The organism is Pseudomonas sp. NFACC39-1, from assembly GCF_900110355.1.
Taxonomy (GTDB): Bacteria; Pseudomonadota; Gammaproteobacteria; order Pseudomonadales; family Pseudomonadaceae; genus Aquipseudomonas; species Aquipseudomonas tehranensis.
Genome location: NZ_FODL01000002.1, coordinates 439,382 through 462,806 on the forward strand (window position 1 = coordinate 439,382; position 23,425 = coordinate 462,806).

The 23,425-nt window shown below is 59.9% G+C and carries 17 protein-coding genes and 2 tRNA genes; 17 read left to right on the top strand and 2 right to left on the bottom strand.

The window, feature by feature from the left end:
• Positions 1–53 precede the first annotated feature (53 nt).
• The 5 genes from hflK to BMY45_RS06295 all read left to right on the top strand — a co-directional run bounded on the left by hflK (position 54) and on the right by BMY45_RS06295 (position 7,024).
• The gene (hflK, locus tag BMY45_RS06275; protein WP_092395752.1) at positions 54–1,223 is read left to right on the top strand and encodes an FtsH protease activity modulator HflK; all 1,170 of its coding nucleotides are present in this window, start codon (positions 54–56) and stop codon (positions 1,221–1,223) included.
• Positions 1,223–2,092: a protease modulator HflC gene (hflC, locus tag BMY45_RS06280; RefSeq protein WP_092395754.1), complete on the top strand. Its 870-nt coding sequence runs from the start codon at positions 1,223–1,225 to the stop codon at positions 2,090–2,092. The genes hflK and hflC overlap by 1 nt, the downstream gene beginning before the upstream one ends.
• Positions 2,093–2,405: 313 nt before the next feature.
• Positions 2,406–3,593 (top strand): ATP phosphoribosyltransferase regulatory subunit, encoded by a 1,188-nt coding sequence (locus BMY45_RS06285; RefSeq protein ID WP_092395756.1) that lies wholly within the window; start codon positions 2,406–2,408, stop codon positions 3,591–3,593.
• Positions 3,594–3,647: 54 nt separating this feature from the next.
• Positions 3,648–4,940 carry an adenylosuccinate synthase gene (locus tag BMY45_RS06290; RefSeq protein WP_003186407.1) on the top strand — a complete coding sequence of 431 codons (1,293 nt, stop codon included), beginning with the start codon at positions 3,648–3,650 and terminating at the stop codon, positions 4,938–4,940.
• 149 nt (positions 4,941–5,089) lie between these two features.
• Positions 5,090–7,024, top strand: coding sequence for a methyl-accepting chemotaxis protein (locus tag BMY45_RS06295; RefSeq protein ID WP_092395758.1), 1,935 nt, complete (start codon positions 5,090–5,092; stop codon positions 7,022–7,024).
• A gap of 215 nt (positions 7,025–7,239) precedes the next feature.
• On the opposite strand, the gene BMY45_RS06300 is transcribed toward BMY45_RS06295, so the two are convergent.
• Positions 7,240–7,326 (bottom strand) — tRNA-Leu (locus tag BMY45_RS06300).
• A 175-nt stretch (positions 7,327–7,501) separates the two neighbouring features.
• Positions 7,502–7,588 (bottom strand) — tRNA-Leu (locus BMY45_RS06305).
• A gap of 226 nt (positions 7,589–7,814) precedes the next feature.
• On the opposite strand from BMY45_RS06305, the gene rnr reads away from it, so the two are divergent.
• The 12 genes from rnr (at position 7,815) to BMY45_RS06365 (ending at position 23,364) form a co-directional block, all read left to right on the top strand.
• Positions 7,815–10,433 (top strand): ribonuclease R, encoded by a 2,619-nt coding sequence (rnr, locus tag BMY45_RS06310; RefSeq protein WP_092395760.1) that lies wholly within the window; start codon positions 7,815–7,817, stop codon positions 10,431–10,433.
• Complete coding sequence (gene rlmB / locus BMY45_RS06315; protein WP_092395762.1) at positions 10,430–11,191, top strand: 23S rRNA (guanosine(2251)-2'-O)-methyltransferase RlmB; 762 nt, start codon at positions 10,430–10,432, stop codon at positions 11,189–11,191. Before rnr ends, rlmB begins: the two co-directional genes overlap by 4 nt.
• A gap of 305 nt (positions 11,192–11,496) precedes the next feature.
• Positions 11,497–11,925, top strand: a complete 429-nt coding sequence (gene rpsF, locus BMY45_RS06320) for a 30S ribosomal protein S6 (RefSeq protein WP_003186395.1) — start codon at positions 11,497–11,499, stop codon at positions 11,923–11,925.
• 28 nt (positions 11,926–11,953) lie between these two features.
• Positions 11,954–12,184, top strand: a complete 231-nt coding sequence (gene rpsR / locus BMY45_RS06325) for a 30S ribosomal protein S18 (RefSeq protein ID WP_002551829.1) — start codon at positions 11,954–11,956, stop codon at positions 12,182–12,184.
• Between the two features lie 36 nt (positions 12,185–12,220).
• Entirely contained in the window at positions 12,221–13,114 is an 894-nt protein-coding gene (locus tag BMY45_RS06330) for a YybS family protein (protein WP_047227318.1), read from the top strand.
• A gap of 18 nt (positions 13,115–13,132) precedes the next feature.
• Positions 13,133–13,579, top strand: a complete 447-nt coding sequence (rplI, locus tag BMY45_RS06335; protein WP_047227319.1) for a 50S ribosomal protein L9 — start codon at positions 13,133–13,135, stop codon at positions 13,577–13,579.
• A 136-nt stretch (positions 13,580–13,715) separates the two neighbouring features.
• Positions 13,716–15,113: a replicative DNA helicase gene (gene dnaB / locus BMY45_RS06340; protein WP_027911801.1), complete on the top strand. Its 1,398-nt coding sequence runs from the start codon at positions 13,716–13,718 to the stop codon at positions 15,111–15,113.
• 235 nt (positions 15,114–15,348) lie between these two features.
• The gene (locus tag BMY45_RS06345; RefSeq protein ID WP_092395764.1) at positions 15,349–17,649 is read left to right on the top strand and encodes a YgiQ family radical SAM protein; all 2,301 of its coding nucleotides are present in this window, start codon (positions 15,349–15,351) and stop codon (positions 17,647–17,649) included.
• A gap of 397 nt (positions 17,650–18,046) precedes the next feature.
• Positions 18,047–18,967, top strand: coding sequence for an Ssp4 family T6SS effector (locus tag BMY45_RS06350; RefSeq protein WP_092395766.1), 921 nt, complete (start codon positions 18,047–18,049; stop codon positions 18,965–18,967).
• Entirely contained in the window at positions 18,964–19,425 is a 462-nt protein-coding gene (locus BMY45_RS06355; protein ID WP_092395768.1) for a hypothetical protein, read from the top strand. Before BMY45_RS06350 ends, BMY45_RS06355 begins: the two co-directional genes overlap by 4 nt.
• Positions 19,426–19,460: 35 nt before the next feature.
• Positions 19,461–19,898, top strand: coding sequence for a hypothetical protein (locus BMY45_RS06360; RefSeq protein ID WP_256573625.1), 438 nt, complete (start codon positions 19,461–19,463; stop codon positions 19,896–19,898).
• Between the two features lie 175 nt (positions 19,899–20,073).
• Complete coding sequence (locus BMY45_RS06365) at positions 20,074–23,364, top strand: transglutaminase family protein (RefSeq protein ID WP_092395770.1); 3,291 nt, start codon at positions 20,074–20,076, stop codon at positions 23,362–23,364.
• The last annotated feature ends 61 nt before the right edge of the window (positions 23,365–23,425 follow it).

The window sequence follows — 23,425 nt, forward strand, 5'->3', positions numbered from 1 at the left end:
GCATTGGTCGGCGCGCCGTGGGTGCGTCTTTGCTTTATCAGATGGAGAGCGCTATGGCTTGGAATGAGCCGGGTGGCAACTCGAATAATCAGGATCCCTGGGGTGGAAAACGTCGTAACAACGGCGACCGCAAGGGGCCGCCGGATCTCGACGAGGCCTTCCGAAAGCTGCAGGAAAGCCTGAACGGTTTGTTCGGTGGTGGTAAGAAACGCGGTGACGATGGTGGTGGCCGTTCGGGCAAGGGTGGCGGTTATGGCCTGCTCGGCATTGGTCTCGTCGTGCTCGCGGCTGTCTGGCTGTACAGCGCGGTTTATGTCGTGGACGAGCAGGAGCAGGCCGTGGTGCTGCGCTTCGGCAAGTACTACGAGACTGTCGGTCCGGGTCTGAACATCTATTTCCCGCCAATCGACAAGAAGTTCATGGAGAACGTCACGCGTGAGCGTGCCTACACCAAGCAGGGCCAGATGCTGACCGAAGACGAGAACATCGTCGAAGTGCCGCTGACCGTGCAATACAAGATCTCCAATCTGCAAGACTTCGTACTGAACGTCGACCAGCCGGAAATCAGCCTGCAGCACGCCACTGAAAGTGCCTTGCGTCATGTGGTGGGCTCTACCGCCATGGACCAGGTGCTGACTGAAGGTCGTGAGTTGATGGCCAGCGAAATCAAGGAGCGCCTGCAAAGGTTCCTCGATACCTATCGCACCGGTATCACCGTTACCCAGGTCAACGTTCAGAGCGCAGCGGCACCGCGTGAAGTCCAGGAAGCCTTCGATGACGTGATCCGTGCCCGTGAAGACGAGCAGCGTTCGCGCAACCAGGCCGAGACCTATGCCAACGGTGTCGTGCCGGAAGCCCGTGGTCAGGCCCAGCGCATCATTGAAGACGCCAACGGCTACCGCGACGAAGTGGTCTCCCGCGCCAAGGGTGAGGCGGACCGCTTCACCAAACTGGTGGCCGAGTATCGCAAGGCGCCTGAAGTCACCCGCGAGCGTCTGTATCTGGACACCATGCAGGAAGTCTTCAGCAACACCAGCAAGGTCCTCGTGACCGGCAACAAGAACGGCCAGAGCAATCTGCTGTACTTGCCGCTGGACAAGATGGTCGAGAGCGGTCGCAGCACCAGTACGCCGTCGACCGGCGCGGCAGCCGTCAGCAATGAAGGCAATGCCCGCGCGGTGGAACTGCAGCAACAGCAAGCACGTACCAGGGAGAGTCGCTGATGAGCAATAAATCGCTGATCGCCCTTATTGTCGGTGTCGTCGTGGCGATCGCTGCCTGGAACTGCTTCTACATCGTGGCTCAGACCGAGCGCGCGGTGTTGCTGCAATTCGGTCGCGTGGTCCAGGCTGATGTCCAGCCAGGGCTGCATGTGAAAGTGCCGTACGTCAACAAGGTGCGCAAGTTCGATGGCCGCCTGATGACGCTGGATGCACCGACGCAGCGTTTCCTGACGCTGGAAAAGAAAGCCGTGATGGTGGACGCCTATGCCAAGTGGCGCGTGAAAGATGCCGAGCGCTTCTACACCGCGACATCAGGCCTCAAGCAGATCGCCGACGAGCGTCTGTCTCGTCGCCTGGAATCGGGTCTGCGTGACCAGTTCGGTAAGCGTACGCTGCATGAAGTCGTGTCCGGTGAGCGTGATGCGCTCATGGCTGACATCACCCGTTCGCTGAATACGATGGCAGAAAAAGAGCTGGGTATCGAAGTCGTCGATGTCCGGGTCAAGGCCATCGACCTGCCGAAGGAAGTCAATCGCAGTGTGTTCGAGCGGATGAGCACCGAGCGCGAGCGTGAAGCCCGCGAGCACCGCGCCAAAGGTAACGAGCTGGCCGAAGGCATCCGTGCTGACGCTGATCGCCAGCGTCGCGTACTGCTGGCTGAAGCCTATCGTGAGTCGGAAGAGGTCCGTGGTGATGGTGATGCCCAGGCCGCTGCGATCTACTCCAAGGCCTACGGTCAGGATCAGGAGTTCTACGGGTTCTACCGTAGCCTGCGCGCTTATCGTGAAAGCTTTGCGAACAAATCCGACGTCATGGTCCTGGACCCAAGCAGTGACTTTTTCCGCTACCTGGAAAAATCCAAGCCTTGATGCGACGTTGACCTGAAGCACTCCGCCCGGCGGCTAAAGCGTCGGGCGGGGTGATCCTTTGGGAAAACGTGTGTATGATGCGGCAGCCGGGAAATTCCCGGCTTTTTTGCGTCTGCACGTTCGATTGCGGTTTTTGGTGCAGGCGTCGGGTTGAACGACTCGACAGGTTTTTCGAGGAAAGTGCTTGGCGAGGCCGATTAAAGGCCATTCGTCACGTTGCTCATGCGCGGGGTTTGCGCATGGGGCGGGCATTTTCTGCTTCACTCAAGGCTTGCCCGAGGGCTGGCCGCCCGGACCATAGGGGAATGGCGTAATGGCAACGGTAGACCGCTGGCTGCTGCCAGATGGCATCGAAGAAGTACTGCCACCGGAAGCTGCGCGTATTGAAGTAGCGCGTCGGCAGGTGTTGGATCTGTTCCAGAGCTGGGGTTACGAATTCGTCGTTACCCCGCATATCGAGTACCTGGAATCCCTGCTGACCGGCGCGGGCCAGGACCTGGATCTGCGCACCTTCAAGGTTATCGACCCGCAGTCGGGTCGGCAGATGGGCTTTCGTGCCGACATCACGCCGCAAGTGGCTCGTATCGACGCCCACACCCTGCGTCGTGAAGGTCCGAGCCGTCTGTGCTATGCCGGCAGTGTGCTGCACGCCCAGCCGCGCGCCTTGTCATCTTCGCGCAGCCCTATCCAGCTGGGTGCCGAGTTGTATGGCGACGCCAGCCCCAGCAGCGACGTGGAAGTCATCAGCTTGATGTTGGCCATGTTGCAACTGGCCGACGTACCGGATGTCCACATGGACCTGGGCCACGTTGGCATCTATCGTGGCCTGGCGCGTGCGGCCGGTTTGTCCGGCGAAGTGGAGCAGCAGTTGTTCGATGCCTTGCAGCGCAAGGCCATCGATGAAGTGATCAGTCTGACCGAAGGCCTGCCGGCCGATTTGTCCGGCATGTTGCGGGCGCTGGTAGACCTCTGCGGAGGTCGCGAAGTGCTGGCCGCTGCCCGCGAGCGGCTGGCCCATGCGCCGGCACCTGTGCTCGCGGCACTGGACGATTTGCTGGCGATTGCCGAGCGGCTGTCGGTGCGTTTCCCCGAGCTGCCGCTGTATTTCGACCTGGGTGAACTGCGCGGTTATCACTACCACACCGGTGTGGTGTTCGCGGTGTTCGTGCCGGGAGTTGGCCAGTCCATCGCTCAGGGCGGTCGATACGATGATATTGGCGCCGACTTCGGTCGTGCCCGTCCGGCGACCGGCTTCTCTACCGATTTGAAAACCCTGGTGACCCTGGGGCGTGCTGAAGTCGAGCTACCGTCTGGCGGTATCTGGATGCCTGACAGTACGGATGCAGCACTCTGGCAGATGGTCTGCCAGTTGCGCAGTGAGGGTCAGCGTGTCGTCCAGGCCTTGCCTGGGCAGCCTTTGGCCGCCGCCCGTGAAGCGGACTGCGACCGGCAATTGATTCAGCAGAACGGGCTTTGGCAAGTATTGCCGCTGGCTTCTTGAGTTTTCCTGCCGGCCGCGGCCGGCACCAAGTTTGCGCGAATGAGGACAAGTGTTATGGGTAAGAATGTCGTAGTCCTGGGCACCCAGTGGGGTGATGAGGGCAAAGGCAAGATCGTTGATCTGCTGACCGAACATGCTGCCGCCGTAGTGCGCTACCAGGGTGGCCACAACGCAGGTCACACCTTGGTGATCGACGGTGAGAAAACCGTACTGCACCTGATTCCGTCGGGCGTGCTGCGCGAAGGCGTGCAGTGCCTGATCGGCAACGGGGTGGTGGTTGCCCCCGACGCCTTGTTGCGGGAAATCATCAAGCTGGAAGAGAAGGGCGTACCGGTGCGCGAGCGCCTGCGTATCAGCCCGTCTTGCCCGCTGATCCTGTCCTATCACGTTGCGCTGGACCAGGCCCGCGAAAAGGCCCGTGGCGAGCTGAAGATCGGCACCACCGGTCGCGGCATCGGTCCGGCCTACGAAGACAAGGTGGCCCGTCGCGGCCTGCGCATCGGTGACCTGTTTCACCGTGAGCGCTTCGCCGCCAAGCTGGGCGAGTTGCTGGACTACCACAACTTCGTTCTGGTCAATTACTACAAAGAGCCGGCCATCGACTTCCAGAAAACCCTGGATGAGTGCATGGAGTACGCTGAGCTGCTCAAGCCGATGATGCTCGACGTCACTGCCGAGCTGCACGAGCTGCGTCGCGCGGGCAAGGACATCATGTTCGAAGGCGCCCAAGGCTCGCTGCTGGACATCGACCACGGTACCTATCCGTACGTCACCAGTTCCAACACCACTGCCGGCGGTATCGCCACCGGTTCGGGTTTTGGACCGATGTACCTGGACTACATCCTGGGTATCACCAAGGCCTACACCACTCGCGTTGGTTCGGGTCCGTTCCCGACCGAGCTGTTCGATGACGTCGGTGCGTTCCTGGCCAAGCGCGGCCATGAGTTCGGCGCCACCACTGGCCGTGCCCGTCGTTGTGGCTGGTTCGATGCCGTCATCCTGCGTCGCGCCATCGACGTCAACAGTATCTCGGGCCTGTGCCTGACCAAGCTGGACGTACTGGACGGCCTGGAAACCATCAACATCTGCGTGGGCTACAAGAATCAGGACGGCGCGGTCATCGACGCACCGACTGACGCTGACAGCTACATCGGCCTGGAGCCGGTATACGAGCAGATGCCAGGCTGGACCGAGTCGACCGTGGGCGCCAAGACCCTGGAAGAGCTGCCAGTGGCGGCTCGCAACTACATCAAGCGCGTCGAAGAGTTGGTCGGTGCGCCGATCGACATTATTTCGACGGGGCCGGATCGCAACGAAACCATCGTTCTGCGTCACCCGTTTGCCTGATAAGTCGTTGATGTAAAAAGCAAAGGACCCTCATCGGGTCCTTTGTCGTTTCTGACTGCCAGACGGCACGACACTTGCTACACACCATGAATAATAAGCGCTTCTTGTGAAGTGCCATCAAATTAATGGCGTTAGTAGAGGGATTCCCTGTGTCGGCCGTTCTCTCATTGTTACAAAGCCGCCTGTTGCGGCCGGTGTTCGTTACCCTCGGTGTCGCCCTTTTGGTGCAGGTGCTGGTCGCTGTCGCGCTGACGCGAAGCACGGTCACGGCGCTGGAGGCTGATCTGGAGGCTCGGCTCGGCGGCGACAGTCAGAAGTTGTCTGGTGAGCTGGAGCAGGCCGGGCGTGAAGTGACGTCGAGCCTGGACAGCTTGTCGACCAGCACTCGTCAGCGCCTCACCGCCGGTTTGTCTGCGCGGCTGAAGGATGAACAGGCACAGTTGCGGGCGACGCTGGAAAAATCGCTCAAGGATTCTGCCAATGATATGGCGCAACTCCTGGCTTCGGTCGCGCCCCGCGCCATGTGGGACAGCGACGTGCCGGCCCTCTCCGAGTTTGCCCGTCGGGCCCAGCGCAATCCCAACGTACTCTTCGTCATTTATGACGACGCCACCGGCCAGCACCTGACTCGTTACCTGAATCGGGAGAACCCGATCAACAAGGCTTTGCTAGAGAAAGGCCAGGGCGATCGGGCGCTGGACAAGGTGTTGGACGCGGCCAAGAACGACCCTTCGGTGTATTACCTTGAGGCCTCGATCAACCCCAACGGCGTAGAGATCGGCAAGGTGTTGATGGGCGTTTCCACGGCCTCCGTTGAGGCTGACTTGAAGGCGTTGGACCAGCGCTTCTCGGCCTTGATTGCCAGTGGTGACCAGTTGGTGGGCGATAGCCTCAAGGGGGCCGCAGCTGACAGTGCCACGGCAATGCGTGGGCGTCTGGAGTCGGCCCAGTCCACCGCGACGCAAATGCAGGCCAACACCGCCACCACCGTACAGGACGCTGCGGGCACTTTGCGCTGGCGGATCGGCCTGGGGCTGGCGCTGGTGGGGTTTGGCGTGCTGGTGCTGCTGGCTGTGGTGTTGGGGCGGCGAGTGGTCAATCGTTTGAAGTTGTTGATTGCCGCGATGAACGATCTGGCGGCGGGTGAGGGCGACCTGACCAAGCGCGTGCAAATCAGCAGCAAGGACGAAATCGGCGAGATGGCCTCGGCGGTCAATCGTTTTGTGGATAAGTTGCAGCCCATCGTGCGGGAGGCGGGTGATGTGGCCCAGCGCACCGGTGTGGAGATCGGCGCAATGACCTTGCGTAATTCCGGCGCCGATGCGGCGGCCGGAATGCAGCGTGATGAAGTGGCCGAGAGCTTGCGAGCGTTGTCGCAAATGGCTGACGAAGCGCAATCGGAAAGCCAGGCGATGCAGGCTGCCTTGCAGCAGGTGGTGGAGATTCGCAAGGCCACCGACGAAAACACCCGTACATCGGCCAAGGTCGGTGGTTTGATTGAGGCGCTGGCCGGGCAGGTCGACACCGGGGCGAAAGTCATCGAGCGGCTGGCTCAACAGAGCGAGCAGATCGAAGTGGTGCTCACGGTCATTCACGGCATTGCCGAGCAAACCAACCTGCTGGCCTTGAACGCGGCCATCGAAGCGGCGCGGGCCGGGGAAACCGGGCGCGGGTTCGCAGTGGTTGCCGACGAGGTGCGGGCGCTAGCAAGCAAGACGCAGAGTTCGACCGGCGACATCCAGGCTCATATCGTCGCGCTGCAGCAGGGCGCTCGCGAGGCGGTGGCCGCCATCGGCCAGGCTGGGCGTCAGGCCAGCGAGGGGTTGTTAGTGTTGCGTGACAGCGCGCGCTTACAGCAGTCGGTACAGGCCTCTGTAGAGCAGGTGCATGCGGCCATCGGTCTGGCCACGCAGGCAGCGGCTCACCAGGCGCAAGGTGCGCAGGCGGTGCGTGGGCGGGTGGAAACCATTCATGCCCAGGCCGAGAAAGCGGCTCAGGCTGTGGTCGAGACCACGGCCAGTGGCAAAGTGCTCGACAGTCTGGCGGCGCAATTGAAGGCGAGCCTGGGGCAGTTCAGGGCTTGATAGGGTAACTGGTCTGCCTTATCGCGAGCAGGCTCGCTCCCACAGTGGGTTTCGAGGTGTTCACAGCATTTGTGTTCATTGCGATCCATTGTGGGAGCGAGCCTGCTCGCGATAGCGGTTCCAAGGCTCCAGCCATAAATCCAAGTGCCCAGAAACGCAAAAACCCGCTTTCGCGGGTTTAAGTGAGTTCAAGGCCGTAACCTTGAAGCTTGAATTGGTGCCCAGAAGAAGACTCGAACTTCCACGACCTTGCGGTCACCAGCACCTGAAGCTGGCGTGTCTACCAATTTCACCATCTGGGCAGCATCTTCAGCGTTGCCGCTGTCGATGTGGCGCACTATACGGAGCGAGTTTTGATCTGTAAACCCCTGTTTTTGTTTTAGTAATTACCAGTCAGATTCCCGGGGCCGAAAATGCAAAAACCCGCTTTCGCGGGTTTTTGGGGAGCTGGCAGATCGTTGATCTGTCGCTCGAAATTGGTGCCCAGAAGAAGACTCGAACTTCCACGACCTTGCGGTCACCAGCACCTGAAGCTGGCGTGTCTACCAATTTCACCATCTGGGCAGTATCGGCAGCGCGTGTGCGTCGTCGATGGCGCGCACTATACGGAGCGTGTTTTTAACTGTAAACCCCTCCCGAGAAAAAAACCGGTAAATTTCACGAGCGGTGCATTTCCGGGCTTCAAAAGGGGTCAAAAGACTTCAGAAAAAGGCATCAGGCGCTTGAAATTTCCCGTTTCATTACGCCTATGCCAAACTAACCCGCATATAGACAAGGTGAAAACTCTCTAATGGCCGATTGGCAGTCCCTCGATCCCGAGGCCGCTCGTGAAGCGGAAAAATACGAAAACCCTATTCCTAGCCGCGAACTGATCCTGGCGCATCTCGCCGATCGGGGTTCGCCTGCTAGCCGCGAGCAACTGGTCGAAGAGTTCGGTCTGACCACCGAAGACCAGCTCGAAGCCCTGCGCCGCCGTCTGCGCGCCATGGAGCGCGATGCGCAGTTGATCTATACCCGGCGTGGCACCTATGCGCCCGTGGACAAGCTGGACCTGATCCTGGGCCGCATCGCCGGTCACCGTGACGGTTTCGGCTTCCTGATCCCGGACGACGGCAGCGACGATCTGTTCATGAGCCCGGCGCAGATGCGTCTGGTGTTCGACGGTGACCGGGCCCTGGCCCGGGTTTCCGGCCTGGACCGCCGCGGCCGCCGTGAAGGCGTGATCGTTGAAGTGGTGTCCCGTGCCCACGAAAGCATTGTCGGCCGTTACTTTGAAGAAGGCGGCATCGGTTTTGTCGTCGCCGATAACCCGAAGATCCAGCAGGAAGTGCTGGTCACCCCGGGCCGCAATGCCAACGCCAAGGTCGGTCAGTTCGTCGAGGTGAAAATCACCCACTGGCCAACCCCGCGCTTCCAGCCCCAGGGCGATGTGGTGGAAGTGGTCGGTAACTACATGGCGCCGGGCATGGAAATCGATGTTGCCTTGCGCACCTACGACATTCCCCATGTCTGGCCCGAAGCGGTCCTCAAAGAAGCCGCCAAGCTCAAGCCTGAAGTCGAAGAGAAAGACAAAGAGAAACGCATCGACCTGCGCCACTTGCCGTTTGTCACCATCGACGGCGAAGACGCACGGGATTTCGACGATGCGGTCTTCTGCGAAGCCCGGCCGGGCAAGTTGCGCCTGTTCTCCGGCGGCTGGAAGTTGTACGTGGCAATTGCCGACGTTTCCAGCTACGTGAAACTCGGCTCGGCGCTGGACGCCGAAGCCCAGGTGCGCGGCAACTCGGTGTACTTCCCCGAGCGCGTCGTACCGATGCTGCCAGAGCAACTGTCCAACGGCTTGTGCTCGCTCAATCCTCACGTTGACCGCCTGGCCATGGTTTGCGAGATGACCATCTCCAAATCCGGCGAGATGACCGATTATTGCTTTTACGAGGCGGTGATCCATTCTCACGCCCGCCTGACCTACAACAAGGTCAGCGCGATGCTGGAAACCCCGAAACTTGCCGAGTCGCGCAAGCTTCGTGGCGAATACACCGATGTCGTGCCGCATCTCAAAGAGCTGTACTCGCTCTACAAAGTGCTGCTGGCCGCCCGTCACGTGCGTGGCGCGATCGATTTCGAAACCCAGGAAACCCGGATCATCTTCGGCTCCGAGCGCAAGATCGCCGAGATTCGTCCGACGGTGCGCAACGATGCCCACAAGCTGATCGAGGAATGCATGCTGGCCGCCAACGTGGCCACTGCTGAATTCCTGAAGAAGCACGAGATTCCTGCGCTGTACCGGGTCCACGATGGCCCGCCGCCGGAACGCCTGGAAAAACTGCGCGCCTTCCTCGGTGAGCTCGGCCTGTCCTTGCACAAAGGCAAGGATGGTCCGTCGCCCAAGGATTACCAGGCCCTGCTGGCCGGTATCAAGGATCGCCCGGATTTCCATCTGATCCAGACCGTGATGCTGCGTTCGTTGAGCCAGGCGGTATACAGCGCCGATAACCAAGGTCACTTCGGCCTGAATTACGAAGCCTACACCCACTTCACGTCGCCGATCCGTCGCTACCCTGACTTGCTCACGCATCGGGCGATCCGCAGCGTGATCCACTCGAAGATGAACACCCCGCACGTCAAGCGTGCCGGTGCGATGACCATTCCCAAGGCGCGCATCTATCCGTACGACGAGGCGGCCCTGGAGCAACTCGGCGAGCAATGCTCGATGAGCGAGCGCCGTGCCGATGAAGCGACTCGCGACGTAGTGAACTGGCTCAAGTGCGAGTTCATGAAAGATCGCGTGGGTGAGTCGTTCCCGGGCGTGATCACAGCCGTGACCGGTTTTGGCCTGTTCGTCGAGCTGACCGACATCTACGTCGAAGGCCTGGTGCACGTCACCGCGCTGCCGGGTGATTACTACCACTTCGACCCGGTGCATCACCGCTTGGCGGGTGAGCGTACCGGTCGCAGCTTCCGTCTTGGCGATACGGTCGAAGTGCGGGTCATGCGCGTTGATCTCGACGAGCGCAAGATCGACTTCGAGATGGCGGAAAAAACCATCAGCGCGCCGATTGGTCGCAAGAAGCGCGGCACTGAAACTTCTGCGCCTGCGGCCAAGACCGCCGCCGAGCCTGCTGCGGCCAAATCCGGGCGTCGTGGCCCGGCCAAGGAAAAGGCCGTTGAAGCCTATCGCCCGAGCGATGCGGCGGCGAAAAACGCCGAGCTGCGCAAAAGTCGTGAGATGAAACAGGCGTTGCTGGCCGAAGCCAAGAGCGGCGGTAAAGCGCCGTCTGGGGGAAAGACCGGACGGTCGGCGCCGGACAAGGCGACCGGCAAGCCGAGCAAACACCGTAAAGGCCCGCCGAAAGCGGGCTCGGCCCCAGCCAAGAGCGGCGGGGCGCGTAAACCCAAGGCCAAGTCATGAGTCAGTTGGAAAAAATCTACGGCGTGCATGCCGTGGAAGCATTGCTGCGTCACCATCCCAAGCGAGTCAAGCAGATCTGGTTGGCGGAAGGCCGCAGTGATCCGCGGGTCCAGACCCTGATCGAGCTGGCTGGCGAGAATCGCGTAGCGGTCGGCCAGGCCGAACGGCGGGAAATGGACGCCTGGGTTGAAGGTGTGCACCAGGGGGTGGTGGCCGAGGTCAGCCCGAGCCAGGTCTGGGGCGAGGCGATGCTCGACGAGTTGCTCGATCGCACCGAAGGCGCACCTCTGCTGCTGGTGCTGGACGGCGTGACCGATCCTCACAACCTTGGCGCTTGCCTGCGTTCGGCCGATGCGGCCGGTGCATTGGCGGTGATCGTGCCTAAAGACAAGTCGGCGACGTTGACGCCGGTGGTGCGTAAAGTCGCCTGCGGCGCGGCGGAAGTGATCCCGCTGGTAGCCGTGACCAACCTGGCGCGTACCCTGGAAAAACTCCAGCAGCGCGGTCTGTGGGTGGTCGGCACGGCGGGCGAGGCCGAGGTCAGCATTTATGACCAGGACCTGACGGGCCCGACCATTCTGATCATGGGTGCTGAAGGCAAGGGCATGCGCCGCCTGACCCGCGAGCACTGCGACTACCTGGTCAAGCTGCCGATGGCCGGCAGTGTCAGCAGCCTCAACGTTTCGGTCGCGACCGGCGTGTGCCTGTTCGAGGCCCAGCGCCAGCGTGGCGTGAAAGCAGCCGCCAAAAAGCCCTGACATACCCTTGTAGGAGCTGACGAGTGCAACGAGGCTGCGATCTTTCCAAGCTATTTGAGTCTTGAGCGAAAGAAAGAGCAAAAGATCGCAGCCTTCGGCAGCTCCTACGCTGTTCAGCTTCGTAAGAGCGGTGGTTGTTCAAATAATCACCAATCACCTTGCGCCGCCCTCGGCCCTTCTCTACAATTGCGCCCCTTGCTGTGATGGCAGGCACTTATGTGTCTAGCGTCCACAAGTCCATAAGTGTCATTCACTCCTTGTCTGACCGTTTTTGAGCGGCAGGCTACAACCCGTAAGGAGCATTCATGCGTCATTACGAAATCATCTTTTTGGTCCACCCGGATCAAAGCGAGCAAGTCGGCGGCATGGTTGAGCGTTACACCAAGCTGATCGAAGAAGACGGCGGCAAAATCCACCGTCTGGAAGATTGGGGCCGTCGTCAACTGGCCTATGCAATCAACAATGTTCACAAGGCTCACTACGTGATGCTGAACGTTGAATGCACCGGCAAGGCCCTGGCCGAGCTGGAAGACAACTTCCGCTACAACGATGCAGTGATCCGTAACCTGGTCATCCGTCGCGAAGAAGCCGTCACCGGCCAATCCGAGATGCTCAAGGCTGAAGAAAACCGCAGTGAGCGCCGTGAGCGTCGCGACCGTCCTGAGCACTCTGACAGCGCCGATGGCGATGACAGCGATAGCGACAGCGACAACAGCGATAACGCTGACGAGTAATCCACGGACCTTTTAAGGAGCCAATCACATGGCACGTTTCTTCCGTCGTCGTAAATTCTGCCGCTTCACCGCTGAAGACGTGAAAGAGATCGATTACAAAGATCTCAACACTCTGAAAGCCTACGTATCCGAGACCGGCAAAATCGTTCCAAGCCGTATCACCGGTACCAAAGCTCGTTATCAGCGTCAGCTGGCCACCGCTATCAAGCGCGCCCGCTTCCTGGCCCTGCTGGCCTACACCGACAGCCACGGCCGCTGAGACCGGGCAGTCGACACGTAGCAAAGGATTGAATGCATGCGCGCCTTAGCTGAGTTCATCATGCGCGGTCGTATGCAGGCCACTCTGGTAGTGGCTGGATGCGCGGCATTGCCGTTGTTGTATTGGTTGGGTGCTGCCGCGGTGAGTCTTGTACTCCTGCGGCGCGGATTGAAGGACGCCCTTGGCGTACTTGCTCTGGGACTGCTGCCGGCTTTGCTCTGGTGGCTGTATTCCGCTGACCCGCGGGCACTGATGGTGCTGCTGGGGTCTTCGGCGCTGGCGTTGGTGTTGCGCGCTAGCGAATCCTGGAACCGCGTGCTGCTGGTCAGCATAGCGATGGGAGTGGTGTTTTCAGTGGTGCTCGGGGTGGCTTTCGCGCCCCAGATCGAGATGCTGTCGCAGGCTTTGATAAAAATCCTGCCCGAGGCCCTCGGTGATCTCTACCAGCAGATGTCGGTAGAGGAGCAAGCGCGTTTTGCGTCCCTGATCGCACCGGTCCTGACCGGCCTGATTGCGGCCTTGTTACAAATCGTCAGTGTGCTGAGCCTGATTATCGGGCGCTACTGGCAGGCGTTGTTGTACAACCCGGGTGGTTTTGGTCGCGAATTTCGCGCCATCCGTTTCCCGCTTGGGCTGGCGATGTTGCTGCTGGCGGGCATGCTTCTGGGACCGAACTTCGGTCCGCAGATGGCCATGCTCACGCCGTTGTGCAGTGTACCGCTGGTATTTGCTGCTCTGGCCCTGATTCACGGGCTGGTGGCGCAAAAGCGACTGGCCAGGTTCTGGCTGGTGGGGTTGTACGTCACGTTGTTGCTGTTCATGCAGCTGATCTATCCGTTGCTGGTGGTCCTGGCCATCGTCGACAGCCTGATTGATTTTCGCGGTCGTATGGCGCCGAAAGACGCCGACAACGCGAACGGTGAAGGTTAAAAGTTAGAGGATTTTCACATGCAACTGATCCTTCTGGAAAAAGTCACCAACCTGGGCAACCTGGGTGACAAAGTAAACGTTAAGGCCGGTTACGGTCGTAACTACCTGCTGCCTTACGGCAAAGCCACCGCTGCGACCGCTGCCAACCTGGCCGCGTTCGAAGAGCGTCGCGCTGAGCTGGAAAAAGCCGCAGCAGACCGTAAGACCTCGGCTGAAAGCCGTGCTGCCCAACTGGCCGAGCTGGAAGTGACCATCACTGCCACCGCTGGCGACGAAGGCAAGCTGTTCGGTTCGATCGGTACTCACGACATCGCTGACGCACTGACCGCCTCTGGTGTTGAAGTGTCGAAGAGCGAAGTTCGTCTGCCGAACGGCACCATCCGCAACGTAGGCGAATTCGACGTAGCCGTGCACCTGCACGCCGAAGTTGAAGCCACCGTACGCGTTGTCGTGGTAGCAGCTTAAGCAATACCTGTCGGCTGGCACCCTCGGGTACTAGTCGGTAACATCGGGCACGATCCTGTTTACAGGTCGTGCCCTTTGTCTTTCTGCAATTGCTGATTTTCAAAACCCCCTGCGTTTCCAAAAGAATCAAGTGGCCATGAACGAAATCACCGCTCCCGAGCAATACGATCTGCAAACCGCTGCCCTGAAGGTGCCTCCGCACTCCATCGAGGCCGAACAGGCGGTGCTCGGTGGTCTGATGCTGGACAACAACGCCTGGGAACGCGTGCTCGATCAAGTATCCGACGGCGATTTCTACCGACATGACCACCGCCTGATTTTCCGTGCCATTGCACGATTGGCCGATCAGAACATGCCGATCGACGTGGTGACCCTCGCCGAGCAATTGGACAAGGAAGGTCAGACTTCTCAGGTAGGCGGTCTCGGTTACCTGGGTGAGCTGGCAAAAAACACGCCGTCTGTCGCCAACATCAAGGCCTATGCCCAGATCGTGCGTGAACGGGCGACTTTGCGCCAATTGATCGGTATCAGCACCGAAATCGCTGACAGCGCCTTCAACCCGGAAGGCCGAACCGCTGCCGAGATCCTCGACGAAGCGGAACGGCAAATCTTCCAGATCGCCGAGGCTCGGCCAAAAACCGGCGGCCCGGTCAGCGTCAACGACTTGCTGACCAAGGCCATCGACCGCATCGACACCTTGTTCAACACCGATAACGCCATCACCGGTCTGTCCACCGGCTACACCGACCTTGATGAGAAGACCAGCGGCCTGCAGCCATCGGACCTGATCATCGTCGCCGGCCGTCCGTCCATGGGTAAGACCACCTTTGCGATGAACCTGGTGGAAAACGCCGTATTGCGCAGTGACAAGGCCGTTCTGGTGTACTCCCTGGAGATGCCAGGTGAATCGCTGATCATGCGTATGCTCTCCTCTCTGGGGCGTATCGACCAGACCAAGGTCCGTTCCGGCCAACTGGAAGATGATGACTGGCCGCGCCTGACTTCGGCGGTCAACCTGCTCAACGACCGCAAGCTGTTCATCGACGATACTGCCGGTATCAGCCCCTCGGAAATGCGCGCCCGAACCCGCCGTCTGGTGCGTGAGCACGGTGATATCGCGCTGATCATGATCGACTACCTGCAACTGATGCAGATCCCGGGATCCAGCGGCGACAACCGGACCAACGAGATTTCCGAAATCTCCCGTTCCCTCAAGGCCCTGGCCAAGGAATTCAACTGCCCGGTGGTGGCGCTCTCCCAGTTGAACCGTTCCCTGGAACAGCGCCCCAACAAACGCCCGGTGAACTCCGACTTGCGTGAATCCGGAGCGATCGAGCAGGACGCCGACGTGATCATGTTCGTCTACCGTGACGAGGTGTATCACCCAGAGACGGAACACAAGGGCATCGCCGAAATCATCATTGGTAAGCAGCGGAACGGCCCGATCGGCTTTATCCGCCTGGCCTTTATCGGCAAGTACACACGCTTCGAAAATCTGGCGCCGGGTAGCTACAATTTTGATGACGATGAATAGCCCGTTCGACTATGTCCTGTAGGAGCTGGCGAGTGCAGCGAGACTGCGATCTTTCCACTGCCAGTTGAGTCGAAAGCGAAAGATCAAAAGATCGCAGGCTTCGCCAGCTCCTACAGAACTCGCTTTCTCTGCACGGGCTGTAATGACCAATTTCCGACTATAACCGTCGGAATTGGTCAAATTTTGTGCTATATTTCGCGCCCGCGATTTTTCATCTTCTATACCGGTCATCGACATGCAAGCAGCCAAGCCGTTATTTGACTATCCCAAGTACTGGGCCGAATGTTTCGGCCCGGCGCCGTTCCTGCCCATGAGCAGGGAGGAGATGGATCAGCTCGGCTGGGATTCGTGCGACATCATCATCGTGACCGGTGATGCCTACGTCGATCACCCTTCGTTCGGCATGGCGATCATCGGTCGGCTGCTGGAAGCCCAAGGCTTTCGTGTCGGGATCATTGCCCAGCCGAACTGGCAGTCCAAAGACGACTTCATGAAGCTCGGCGAGCCGAACCTGTTTTTTGGCGTCGCGGCCGGCAACATGGACTCGATGATCAACCGCTACACCGCCGACAAGAAAATCCGTTCCGATGACGCTTACACCCCGGGTGGCATGGCGGGCAAGCGGCCGGACCGCGCGAGCCTGGTCTACAGCCAGCGCTGCAAGGAAGCCTACAAGCATGTGCCGATCGTGCTCGGCGGTATCGAAGCGTCCCTGCGCCGCATCGCCCATTACGATTACTGGCAGGACCGGGTGCGCAACTCGATCCTGATCGATGCCTGCGCCGACATCCTGCTCTACGGCAACGCCGAGCGGGCGATTGTCGAGGTCGCCCAGCGTCTGTCTTACGGCCATAAGATCGAAGACATTACCGACGTGCGCGGCACGGCCTTCATCCGCCGCGACACCCCGCAAGGCTGGTACGAAGTCGATTCCACGCGCATTGACCGTCCGGGCAAGATCGACAAGATCATCAACCCGTACGTGAACACCCAGGACACCCAGGCCTGCGCCATCGAGCAAGAGAAGGGGCCGGTTGAGGACCCGAGCGAAGCCAAGGTCGTACAGATCCTGGCAAGCCCGCGCATGACCCGCGACAAGACAGTGATTCGTCTGCCGTCGGTGGAAAAGGTTCGTGGCGACGCGGTGCTCTATGCTCACGCCAACCGCGTGCTGCACTTGGAAACCAACCCGGGCAACGCCCGTGCGCTGGTGCAGAAGCATGGTGAAGTCGATGTCTGGTTCAATCCGCCGCCCATTCCGATGACCACCGAGGAAATGGACTACGTGTTTGGCATGCCTTACGCCCGTGTACCACACCCGGCGTATGGCAAGGAAAAGATCCCGGCCTACGAGATGATCCGTTTCTCGGTGAACATCATGCGTGGCTGCTTTGGCGGCTGCACCTTCTGCTCGATCACCGAGCACGAAGGCCGGATCATTCAGAACCGCTCTGAAGAATCGATCATTCGCGAGATTGAAGAGATCCGCGACAAGGTCCCGGGCTTCACCGGCGTCATTTCCGACCTCGGTGGCCCGACCGCGAACATGTACCGCATTGCCTGCAAGAGCCCGGAAATCGAATCCGCGTGCCGCAAGCCGTCCTGTGTGTTCCCTGGCATCTGCCCGAACCTGAATACCGACCATTCTTCGCTGATCCAGTTGTACCGCAGCGCCCGGGCCTTGCCTGGGGTGAAGAAGATCCTGATTGCCTCCGGCCTGCGTTACGACCTGGCGGTCGAGTCGCCGGAATACGTCAAGGAACTGGTAACCCACCACGTGGGTGGTTACCTGAAGATCGCCCCGGAACATACCGAGGAAGGTCCGCTCAACCAGATGATGAAACCGGGCATCGGCAGCTATGACAAATTCAAGCGGATGTTCGAGAAGTACACCAAGGAAGCCGGCAAAGAGCAGTACCTGATTCCGTACTTCATCGCCGCCCACCCGGGCACCACCGACGAAGACATGATGAACCTGGCGCTGTGGCTCAAGGGCAACGGTTTCCGGGCCGACCAGGTGCAGGCGTTCTATCCGTCGCCGATGGCCACCGCCACGGCCATGTACCATTCGGGCAAGAACCCGCTGCGCAAGGTCACCTACAAGAGCGATGCGGTGACCATCGTCAAGAGCGAGGAGCAGCGCCGCCTGCACAAGGCCTTCCTGCGTTATCACGACCCCAAGGGCTGGCCGATGCTGCGCGAAGCGCTGACCCGCATGGGCCGCGCCGACCTGATCGGGCCGGGAAAGAACCAGTTGATCCCGTTGCACCAGCCGGCCACCGACAGCTACCAGAGCGCCCGGCGCAAAAACTCGACGCCGGCTGGCAGCCACAAGGTGGGCAAGGAAACGACCAAGATCCTGACTCAGCACACCGGCCTGCCACCGCGCGCCAGCGACGGCGGCAACCCATGGGACAAGCGCGAGCAAGCCAAGGCTGCGGCATTCGCCCGCAACCAGCAGGCCGCCAAGGAACGCAAGGACGCCGCCAAGGGCAAAGGGCCCAAGCCTGCACGCAAGCCTGTCGTGCCGCGCTAATCGTCGTGCAACATCGCAAAACGCCAGCTTAGATGCTGGCGTTTTGCTTTCTAGCGGCGGTGCTACTCGTTTGCTATCGTGGCGCCCGCCAATGCCCGTCAGTTTCGTGCAATAAAGCCAAACACCGCTCTTGTGGCGAGGGAGCAAGCTCCCGCTCGGCGGCGTCTGTAGGAGCTGCCGAAGGCTGCGATCTGTTGATCTTCACTGGATGAAGCTCAATTGCCAGGGGAGAGATCGCAGCCTCGTTGCACTCTACAGCTCCTACAGGCGTCGTCCAGCGGGAGCAAGCTCCCTCGCCACAGGTGTCAGTATTGGCCCTGGGAGAGCCCGGCTTGCCCGCACTCACGGCCACACAGGCAATAAAGTTCTCACCCTCGGATTTTCAAGGACGATTCATATGAGCACCCCGTTACCGGGTATCGGCATGGACTACAGCCCCTCCCAGTTCATGGCCCGCCAACGCATCGAAAGCCAGATCAACCTGCCGCGCCTGTTTGCGGCCATCGACGCCGATCCCAGTATCGTCGGCGCGGGCGTGGTGTACATCGATGCCGAATTCAACGTGGTGACCCTGCGCGAGTTCAAGCCGATTTGCAGTATCAAGCCCAAGCGGATCATCTTGCGCGAGGCGCAGAAGTACATTGCGCCGGTTCAGTTTGCCCAGCAGGTGCAGGACAACCCTCGTGAATCGCGATTGGTAGCTGAGGCGGTGAATACCGGATTGGCCTGCGCTGCTGCATTTATCAGCTGGACCGTTGTTCTAAGCGGTACCGTGCTGATTCCGTTCAGTGCCGGAGCCAGTACAGTGGTGTCTGCAATTGCTTACACCGCAGCGGCAGCAAGTACCGTCCAGTGTGTTGGTAGTGGTTACCGGGCTCGCAATGAAATAGTCGACCCAGCCATGAATGACTACCTTGATGGCGAAGCTTGGTATCAGAGCGTAATGATTGGATTGGACGCAGCCTCACTGCTGGGTGTAGGGGCTAGTGCACTCACAACCGTCAGATTGGTCACTGTAGCAAAAGCAACTACAGGAAAAAGCTTGCGTGATGTTTTGAAAGGCTTAAATCGCCAGGAGCGAGCAAAACTGACCCAAGAACTGCTAAGTATCAAACACCCGGAAATGTCTCGCAGGATGATTAAGCTGAAGCAATTAGCCGGGGGGCTTCCCAAACGTTACACGCCGACTCAGCTTCGGCATGGCACCGTTACTCAGATACAGGACTCCTTAGGCGCTGCATTGGGCTTCACCGGCAGTGCCTTATCCGGCAATGTAAAAACTATTGCAGTTGGTCTTTATGAGGAGATGGAGCGGTGAAGCAGAACCAGACTATTCGTAGTTTTCTGGCGCGTTACCTCATTGTTTTCATGGGGGTGATTTTTGCAGGCTGCTTCGCTGCCTCGGCAACGGTATCGTTAGCGATGAGCACTTATTTCAGATCTATCCCAGTGGATCTCAGGGCGACTACCGGGTGGGCGACGACCGTTGTCATCGCCATGGTCATCGTGCACAGCAACTATTTGATCGTTCGAGGACGACCTTGGTGCGCATGGGTCATGGTCGCCGTATTTGCTGCTTGCTTGCTAACCGTTTTGCCGACTTTCCAATATGAGCCGCACAAGTTTATTTACGCCGAGGGGCTGTTCTGGCCCTTGTTTGGTGTGTTGCTGCTCAATAGCAAGCGTCACCGCGAAATGCGTGCTCGACTTCTGGAAATTCGCCACGAACGTCAGCGGATCAAGCGTGAGACCAAGCGGCAAAGCCGATCAAATTGATGCGCGGGGTTTCAGTGATGGATCGAAGACATTCATTGAAGGCGTTCCTTACTCATTATTTCCCGACCTTCATCTGCGCCTTTTTTCTAGCCTGTTTCGCGGTTTCCGCTTCAATTTCATTAGTCTCCAGTACTTACTTTCGAGGCGATCCTGAACGGGCCAAATATTCTTTTCTGGTTGCGCTGATCCTCTCTCTGCTCTTGGCGTTGAGTCATTTCGTCATGATCAGGGGGCGGTCATGGGGTGTTCGTGCCATCGTTGTGTTCTATCTGGCGTGTCTCTTCACTGTCCTCCCCACCTACGGCTACAAGCCGCATCCCGTCGCCTATGTGACTGGGTTGTTGTTTCCATTGCTCGGGCTGCTACTGCTCAACAGCAAACGTCACCGCGAAATGCGCAGCAAGCTGGTAGAAGTCCGCCGCCAACGCGAACGCTTCATCCAGGCCGCCAAGGCCTCCCGCTCACGGCGTTGAGTCGATTCGCTACCACCGCTGCTACATTTATGTGCTTACCTTTGCACCCGAATGCGAGCATCGCGCGCTTTTAGTGCTCTACTGCCGTGAGTAGACGAAGAAAGTGTCGGGCCTGCCTGCATGGCATAAGTCTTGCGCCGCTTTCGATAACGCCCAGGCTTGCAGGAGGTACGTCGTGTCGATTCACGTCGCATTGCACCATGTCACGCATTACCGGTACGACCGCGCTGTCGAGCTCGGTCCGCAGATCGTTCGCCTGCGCCCGGCGGCCCACAGCCGCACGCGGATTCTTTCTTATGCGCTGAAGGTCGCGCCCGATCAGCATTTCATCAACTGGCAGCAGGATCCCCAGGGCAATTACCTGGCGCGGTTGGTGTTTCCCGAGAAAACCCAGGAGCTGCGCATTGAAGTCGATCTGCTGGCGGAAATGGCGGTGTTCAATCCGTTCGACTTTTTCCTGGAACCCTACGCGGAAAAAATCCCGTTCACCTATGCCGCCGACGAGCGCAAGGAGTTGGCGCCTTACCTTGAAACCCTGCCGTTGACGCCGAGATTCCAGGCCTATCTGGACGGCATCGACCGCACGCCGTTGCCGGCGGTGGATTTCCTGGTGGCGCTCAACCAGCGCCTGAGCGAAGACATCAACTACCTGATCCGTATGGAGCCGGGCGTCCAGACCCCGGAGCACACCCTGGAGCATGCGTCCGGTTCCTGCCGCGACTCGGCCTGGTTGCTGGTGCAGTTGTTGCGCAACCTCGGCCTGGCCGCGCGGTTCGTTTCCGGCTACCTGATCCAGTTGACCGCCGATGTGAAAAGCCTCGACGGTCCGTCCGGCACCGAGGTGGATTTCACCGACTTGCATGCCTGGTGCGAGGTCTACCTGCCCGGTGCCGGCTGGATCGGCCTGGATGCGACGTCCGGGTTGTTCGCTGGTGAAGGGCATATCCCGTTGGCCTGTAGTCCCGATCCGTCCTCGGCGGCGCCCATCAGTGGCTTGGTGGAACCGTGCGAGTGCGAATTCAGCCACGAAATGTCCGTCGAGCGGATCTGGGAAGCGCCACGGGTCACAAAGCCCTACACCGAAGAGCAGTGGCTGGCGATTCAGGCGTTGGGCCGGAAAATTGATGCCGACCTGCTGGAAGGCGATGTTCGCCTGACCATGGGGGGCGAACCGACCTTTGTCTCGATCGATGACCCGGACGGCGCCGAATGGAACACCGCGGCGCTGGGGCCGGACAAACGTCGCCTCTCCGCCGAGCTGTTCCAGCGCATGCGCAAGCATTATGCGCCCCAGGGGCTTGTGCATTTTGGCCAGGGCAAGTGGTACCCCGGTGAGCAGTTGCCGCGCTGGTCGCTCAACTGCTATTGGCGGCGTGACGGGGTGCCGATCTGGCACAACAGCGCGTTGATCGCCGACGAGCAGCAGGACTACGGCGCTGACGGCGAAATGGCCGGGCGCTTTCTGACCAGCGTTGCCGAGCGTTTGAAAATTCCTGCGCGATTCGTGTTCCCAGCCTACGAGGACAATTTCTATTACCTCTGGCGCGAAGGTGCATTGCCATCGAACGTCACGGCCCAGGACCCACGCCTGGAAGATGCTTTGGAGCGGGAACGGTTGCGCAAGGTCTTCAGTCAGGGCCTGGACAAAGTGATCGGGCAGGTCCTGCCGCTGGCGCGTACCGCCAAGGGCGATCAATGGCAAAGCGGTCGATGGTACCTGCGCGATAGTCACTGCCGGTTGGTACCGGGGGATTCGCCCCTGGGTTATCGCCTGCCATTGGCTTCCCAGCCATGGGTGACGGCGGCCGAATACCCTTTCATTCATCCCACCGACCCGAACCAGGACCTGGCGGCGCTGCCCGACGCCGAACACCTGGCCCGTCACGGTGAGCCTGCAACCGAGCAGGATCGTGCCCCACAGATTGACGAATCCGCCGACTGGCTGACCCGCACGGCGTTTTGTGCCGAGGCTCGCGAGGGGCGCTTGTACCTGTTCATGCCGCCCCTGGAGCGGGTCGAGGATTATCTGGAGCTGGTCAGCGCCATCGAGGCGACAGCCGAGGAGCTGCATTGCCCGGTACTGTTGGAAGGCTATGAGCCACCGAGCGACCCGCGCCTGAGTAACTTTCGCATCACCCCCGATCCGGGCGTTATCGAGGTGAACGTGCAGCCGTCCGCGACCTGGGATGAACTGGTGGAGCGCACCGAGTTTCTTTACGAAGAGGCGCGACAGACCCGGCTGACCACCGAGAAATTCATGATCGACGGTCGGCACACCGGCACCGGTGGTGGTAACCATTTCGTACTGGGGGGCGCGACTCCGGCGGACTCCCCCTTTCTACGGCGTCCTGACCTGCTGCGCAGTCTCATTAGCTACTGGCATAACCACCCGTCGTTGTCCTACCTGTTTTCCGGCTTGTTCATCGGGCCGACGTCCCAGGCCCCGCGGGTGGACGAAGCGCGCAACGATGCGTTGTATGAGCTGGAAATTGCTTTCGCACAAATGCCGCAGGCTGGCGAAGAGTGTCCGCCCTGGCTGGTTGATCGATTGTTGCGCAACCTGTTGATCGACGTGACCGGCAACACCCATCGTGCCGAATTTTGCATCGACAAACTCTATTCGCCGGACGGCGCCACCGGGCGTCTTGGTCTGTTGGAGCTGCGGGCTTTTGAAATGCCGCCCCACGCCCGTATGAGCCTGGCCCAGCAGCTATTGCTGCGGGCGCTGGTGGCGCGGTTCTGGCGTGAGCCCTATGCGCCCGCGAAACTGGCGCGCTGGGGGACTGAGTTGCATGACCGCTTCCTGTTGCCGCATTTTATCGAACAGGATTTTGCCGACGTCATCAATGAATTGAACGCCGCCGGTTACCCGCTGCGGGCCGAGTGGTTCGCAGCGCACCTGGAGTTTCGTTTTCCCAAGGTGGGCGATTACGCGGTCAGCGGCATCGAACTGCAATTGCGCCAGGCCCTTGAACCCTGGCATGTGCTGGGGGAGGAGGGCGCGGTGGGTGGCACCGTGCGGTATGTGGACTCTTCTCTTGAACGTTTGCAGGTCAAGCTCAGCGGCCTGGCGCCGCAACGCTATCTGCTGACCTGCAACGGTATACCGGTGCCGCTTCAAGCCACCGGGCGGGTCGGCGAATTTGTCGCCGGGGTGCGTTTTCGCGCCTGGCAACCGGCCAACTGCCTGCAACCGACCATCCCGGTCCACGCGCCGCTGGTCTTCGATCTGCTCGACACCTGGACGCAACGTTCAGTGGGTGGCTGCCAGTACCATGTGGCCCATCCAGGCGGACGCAACTACGACAGCCTGCCGGTGAATGCCAACGAGGCTGAAAGTCGGCGAATGGCGCGTTTTTTCCGTCTCGGGCACACACCTGGGAAACTTCCGATACCCAACCTGGCAGTGGATGACGAGTTTCCCCTCACGCTCGATCTGCGACGTTTTCCAGGGGCTTTAATGTAGGCGCTGTCGAGTTCAACGAGGCTGCGATCTTTCCCCCAGACACTTGAGTCCCAAGCGAAAG

Bases quoted from the DNA above. Each gene is read 5' to 3' on its own strand.
- hflK (WP_092395752.1), top strand. From the start codon at position 54: ATGGCTTGGAATGAGCCGGGTGGCAACTCGAATAATCAGGATCCCTGG.
- hflC (WP_092395754.1), top strand. From the start codon at position 1,223: ATGAGCAATAAATCGCTGATCGCCCTTATTGTCGGTGTCGTCGTGGCG.
- BMY45_RS06285 (WP_092395756.1), top strand. From the start codon at position 2,406: ATGGCAACGGTAGACCGCTGGCTGCTGCCAGATGGCATCGAAGAAGTA.
- BMY45_RS06290 (WP_003186407.1), top strand. From the start codon at position 3,648: ATGGGTAAGAATGTCGTAGTCCTGGGCACCCAGTGGGGTGATGAGGGC.
- rnr (WP_092395760.1), top strand. From the start codon at position 7,815: ATGGCCGATTGGCAGTCCCTCGATCCCGAGGCCGCTCGTGAAGCGGAA.
- rlmB (WP_092395762.1), top strand. From the start codon at position 10,430: ATGAGTCAGTTGGAAAAAATCTACGGCGTGCATGCCGTGGAAGCATTG.
- rpsF (WP_003186395.1), top strand. From the start codon at position 11,497: ATGCGTCATTACGAAATCATCTTTTTGGTCCACCCGGATCAAAGCGAG.
- rpsR (WP_002551829.1), top strand. From the start codon at position 11,954: ATGGCACGTTTCTTCCGTCGTCGTAAATTCTGCCGCTTCACCGCTGAA.
- BMY45_RS06330 (WP_047227318.1), top strand. From the start codon at position 12,221: ATGCGCGCCTTAGCTGAGTTCATCATGCGCGGTCGTATGCAGGCCACT.
- rplI (WP_047227319.1), top strand. From the start codon at position 13,133: ATGCAACTGATCCTTCTGGAAAAAGTCACCAACCTGGGCAACCTGGGT.
- dnaB (WP_027911801.1), top strand. From the start codon at position 13,716: ATGAACGAAATCACCGCTCCCGAGCAATACGATCTGCAAACCGCTGCC.
- BMY45_RS06345 (WP_092395764.1), top strand. From the start codon at position 15,349: ATGCAAGCAGCCAAGCCGTTATTTGACTATCCCAAGTACTGGGCCGAA.
- BMY45_RS06350 (WP_092395766.1), top strand. From the start codon at position 18,047: ATGAGCACCCCGTTACCGGGTATCGGCATGGACTACAGCCCCTCCCAG.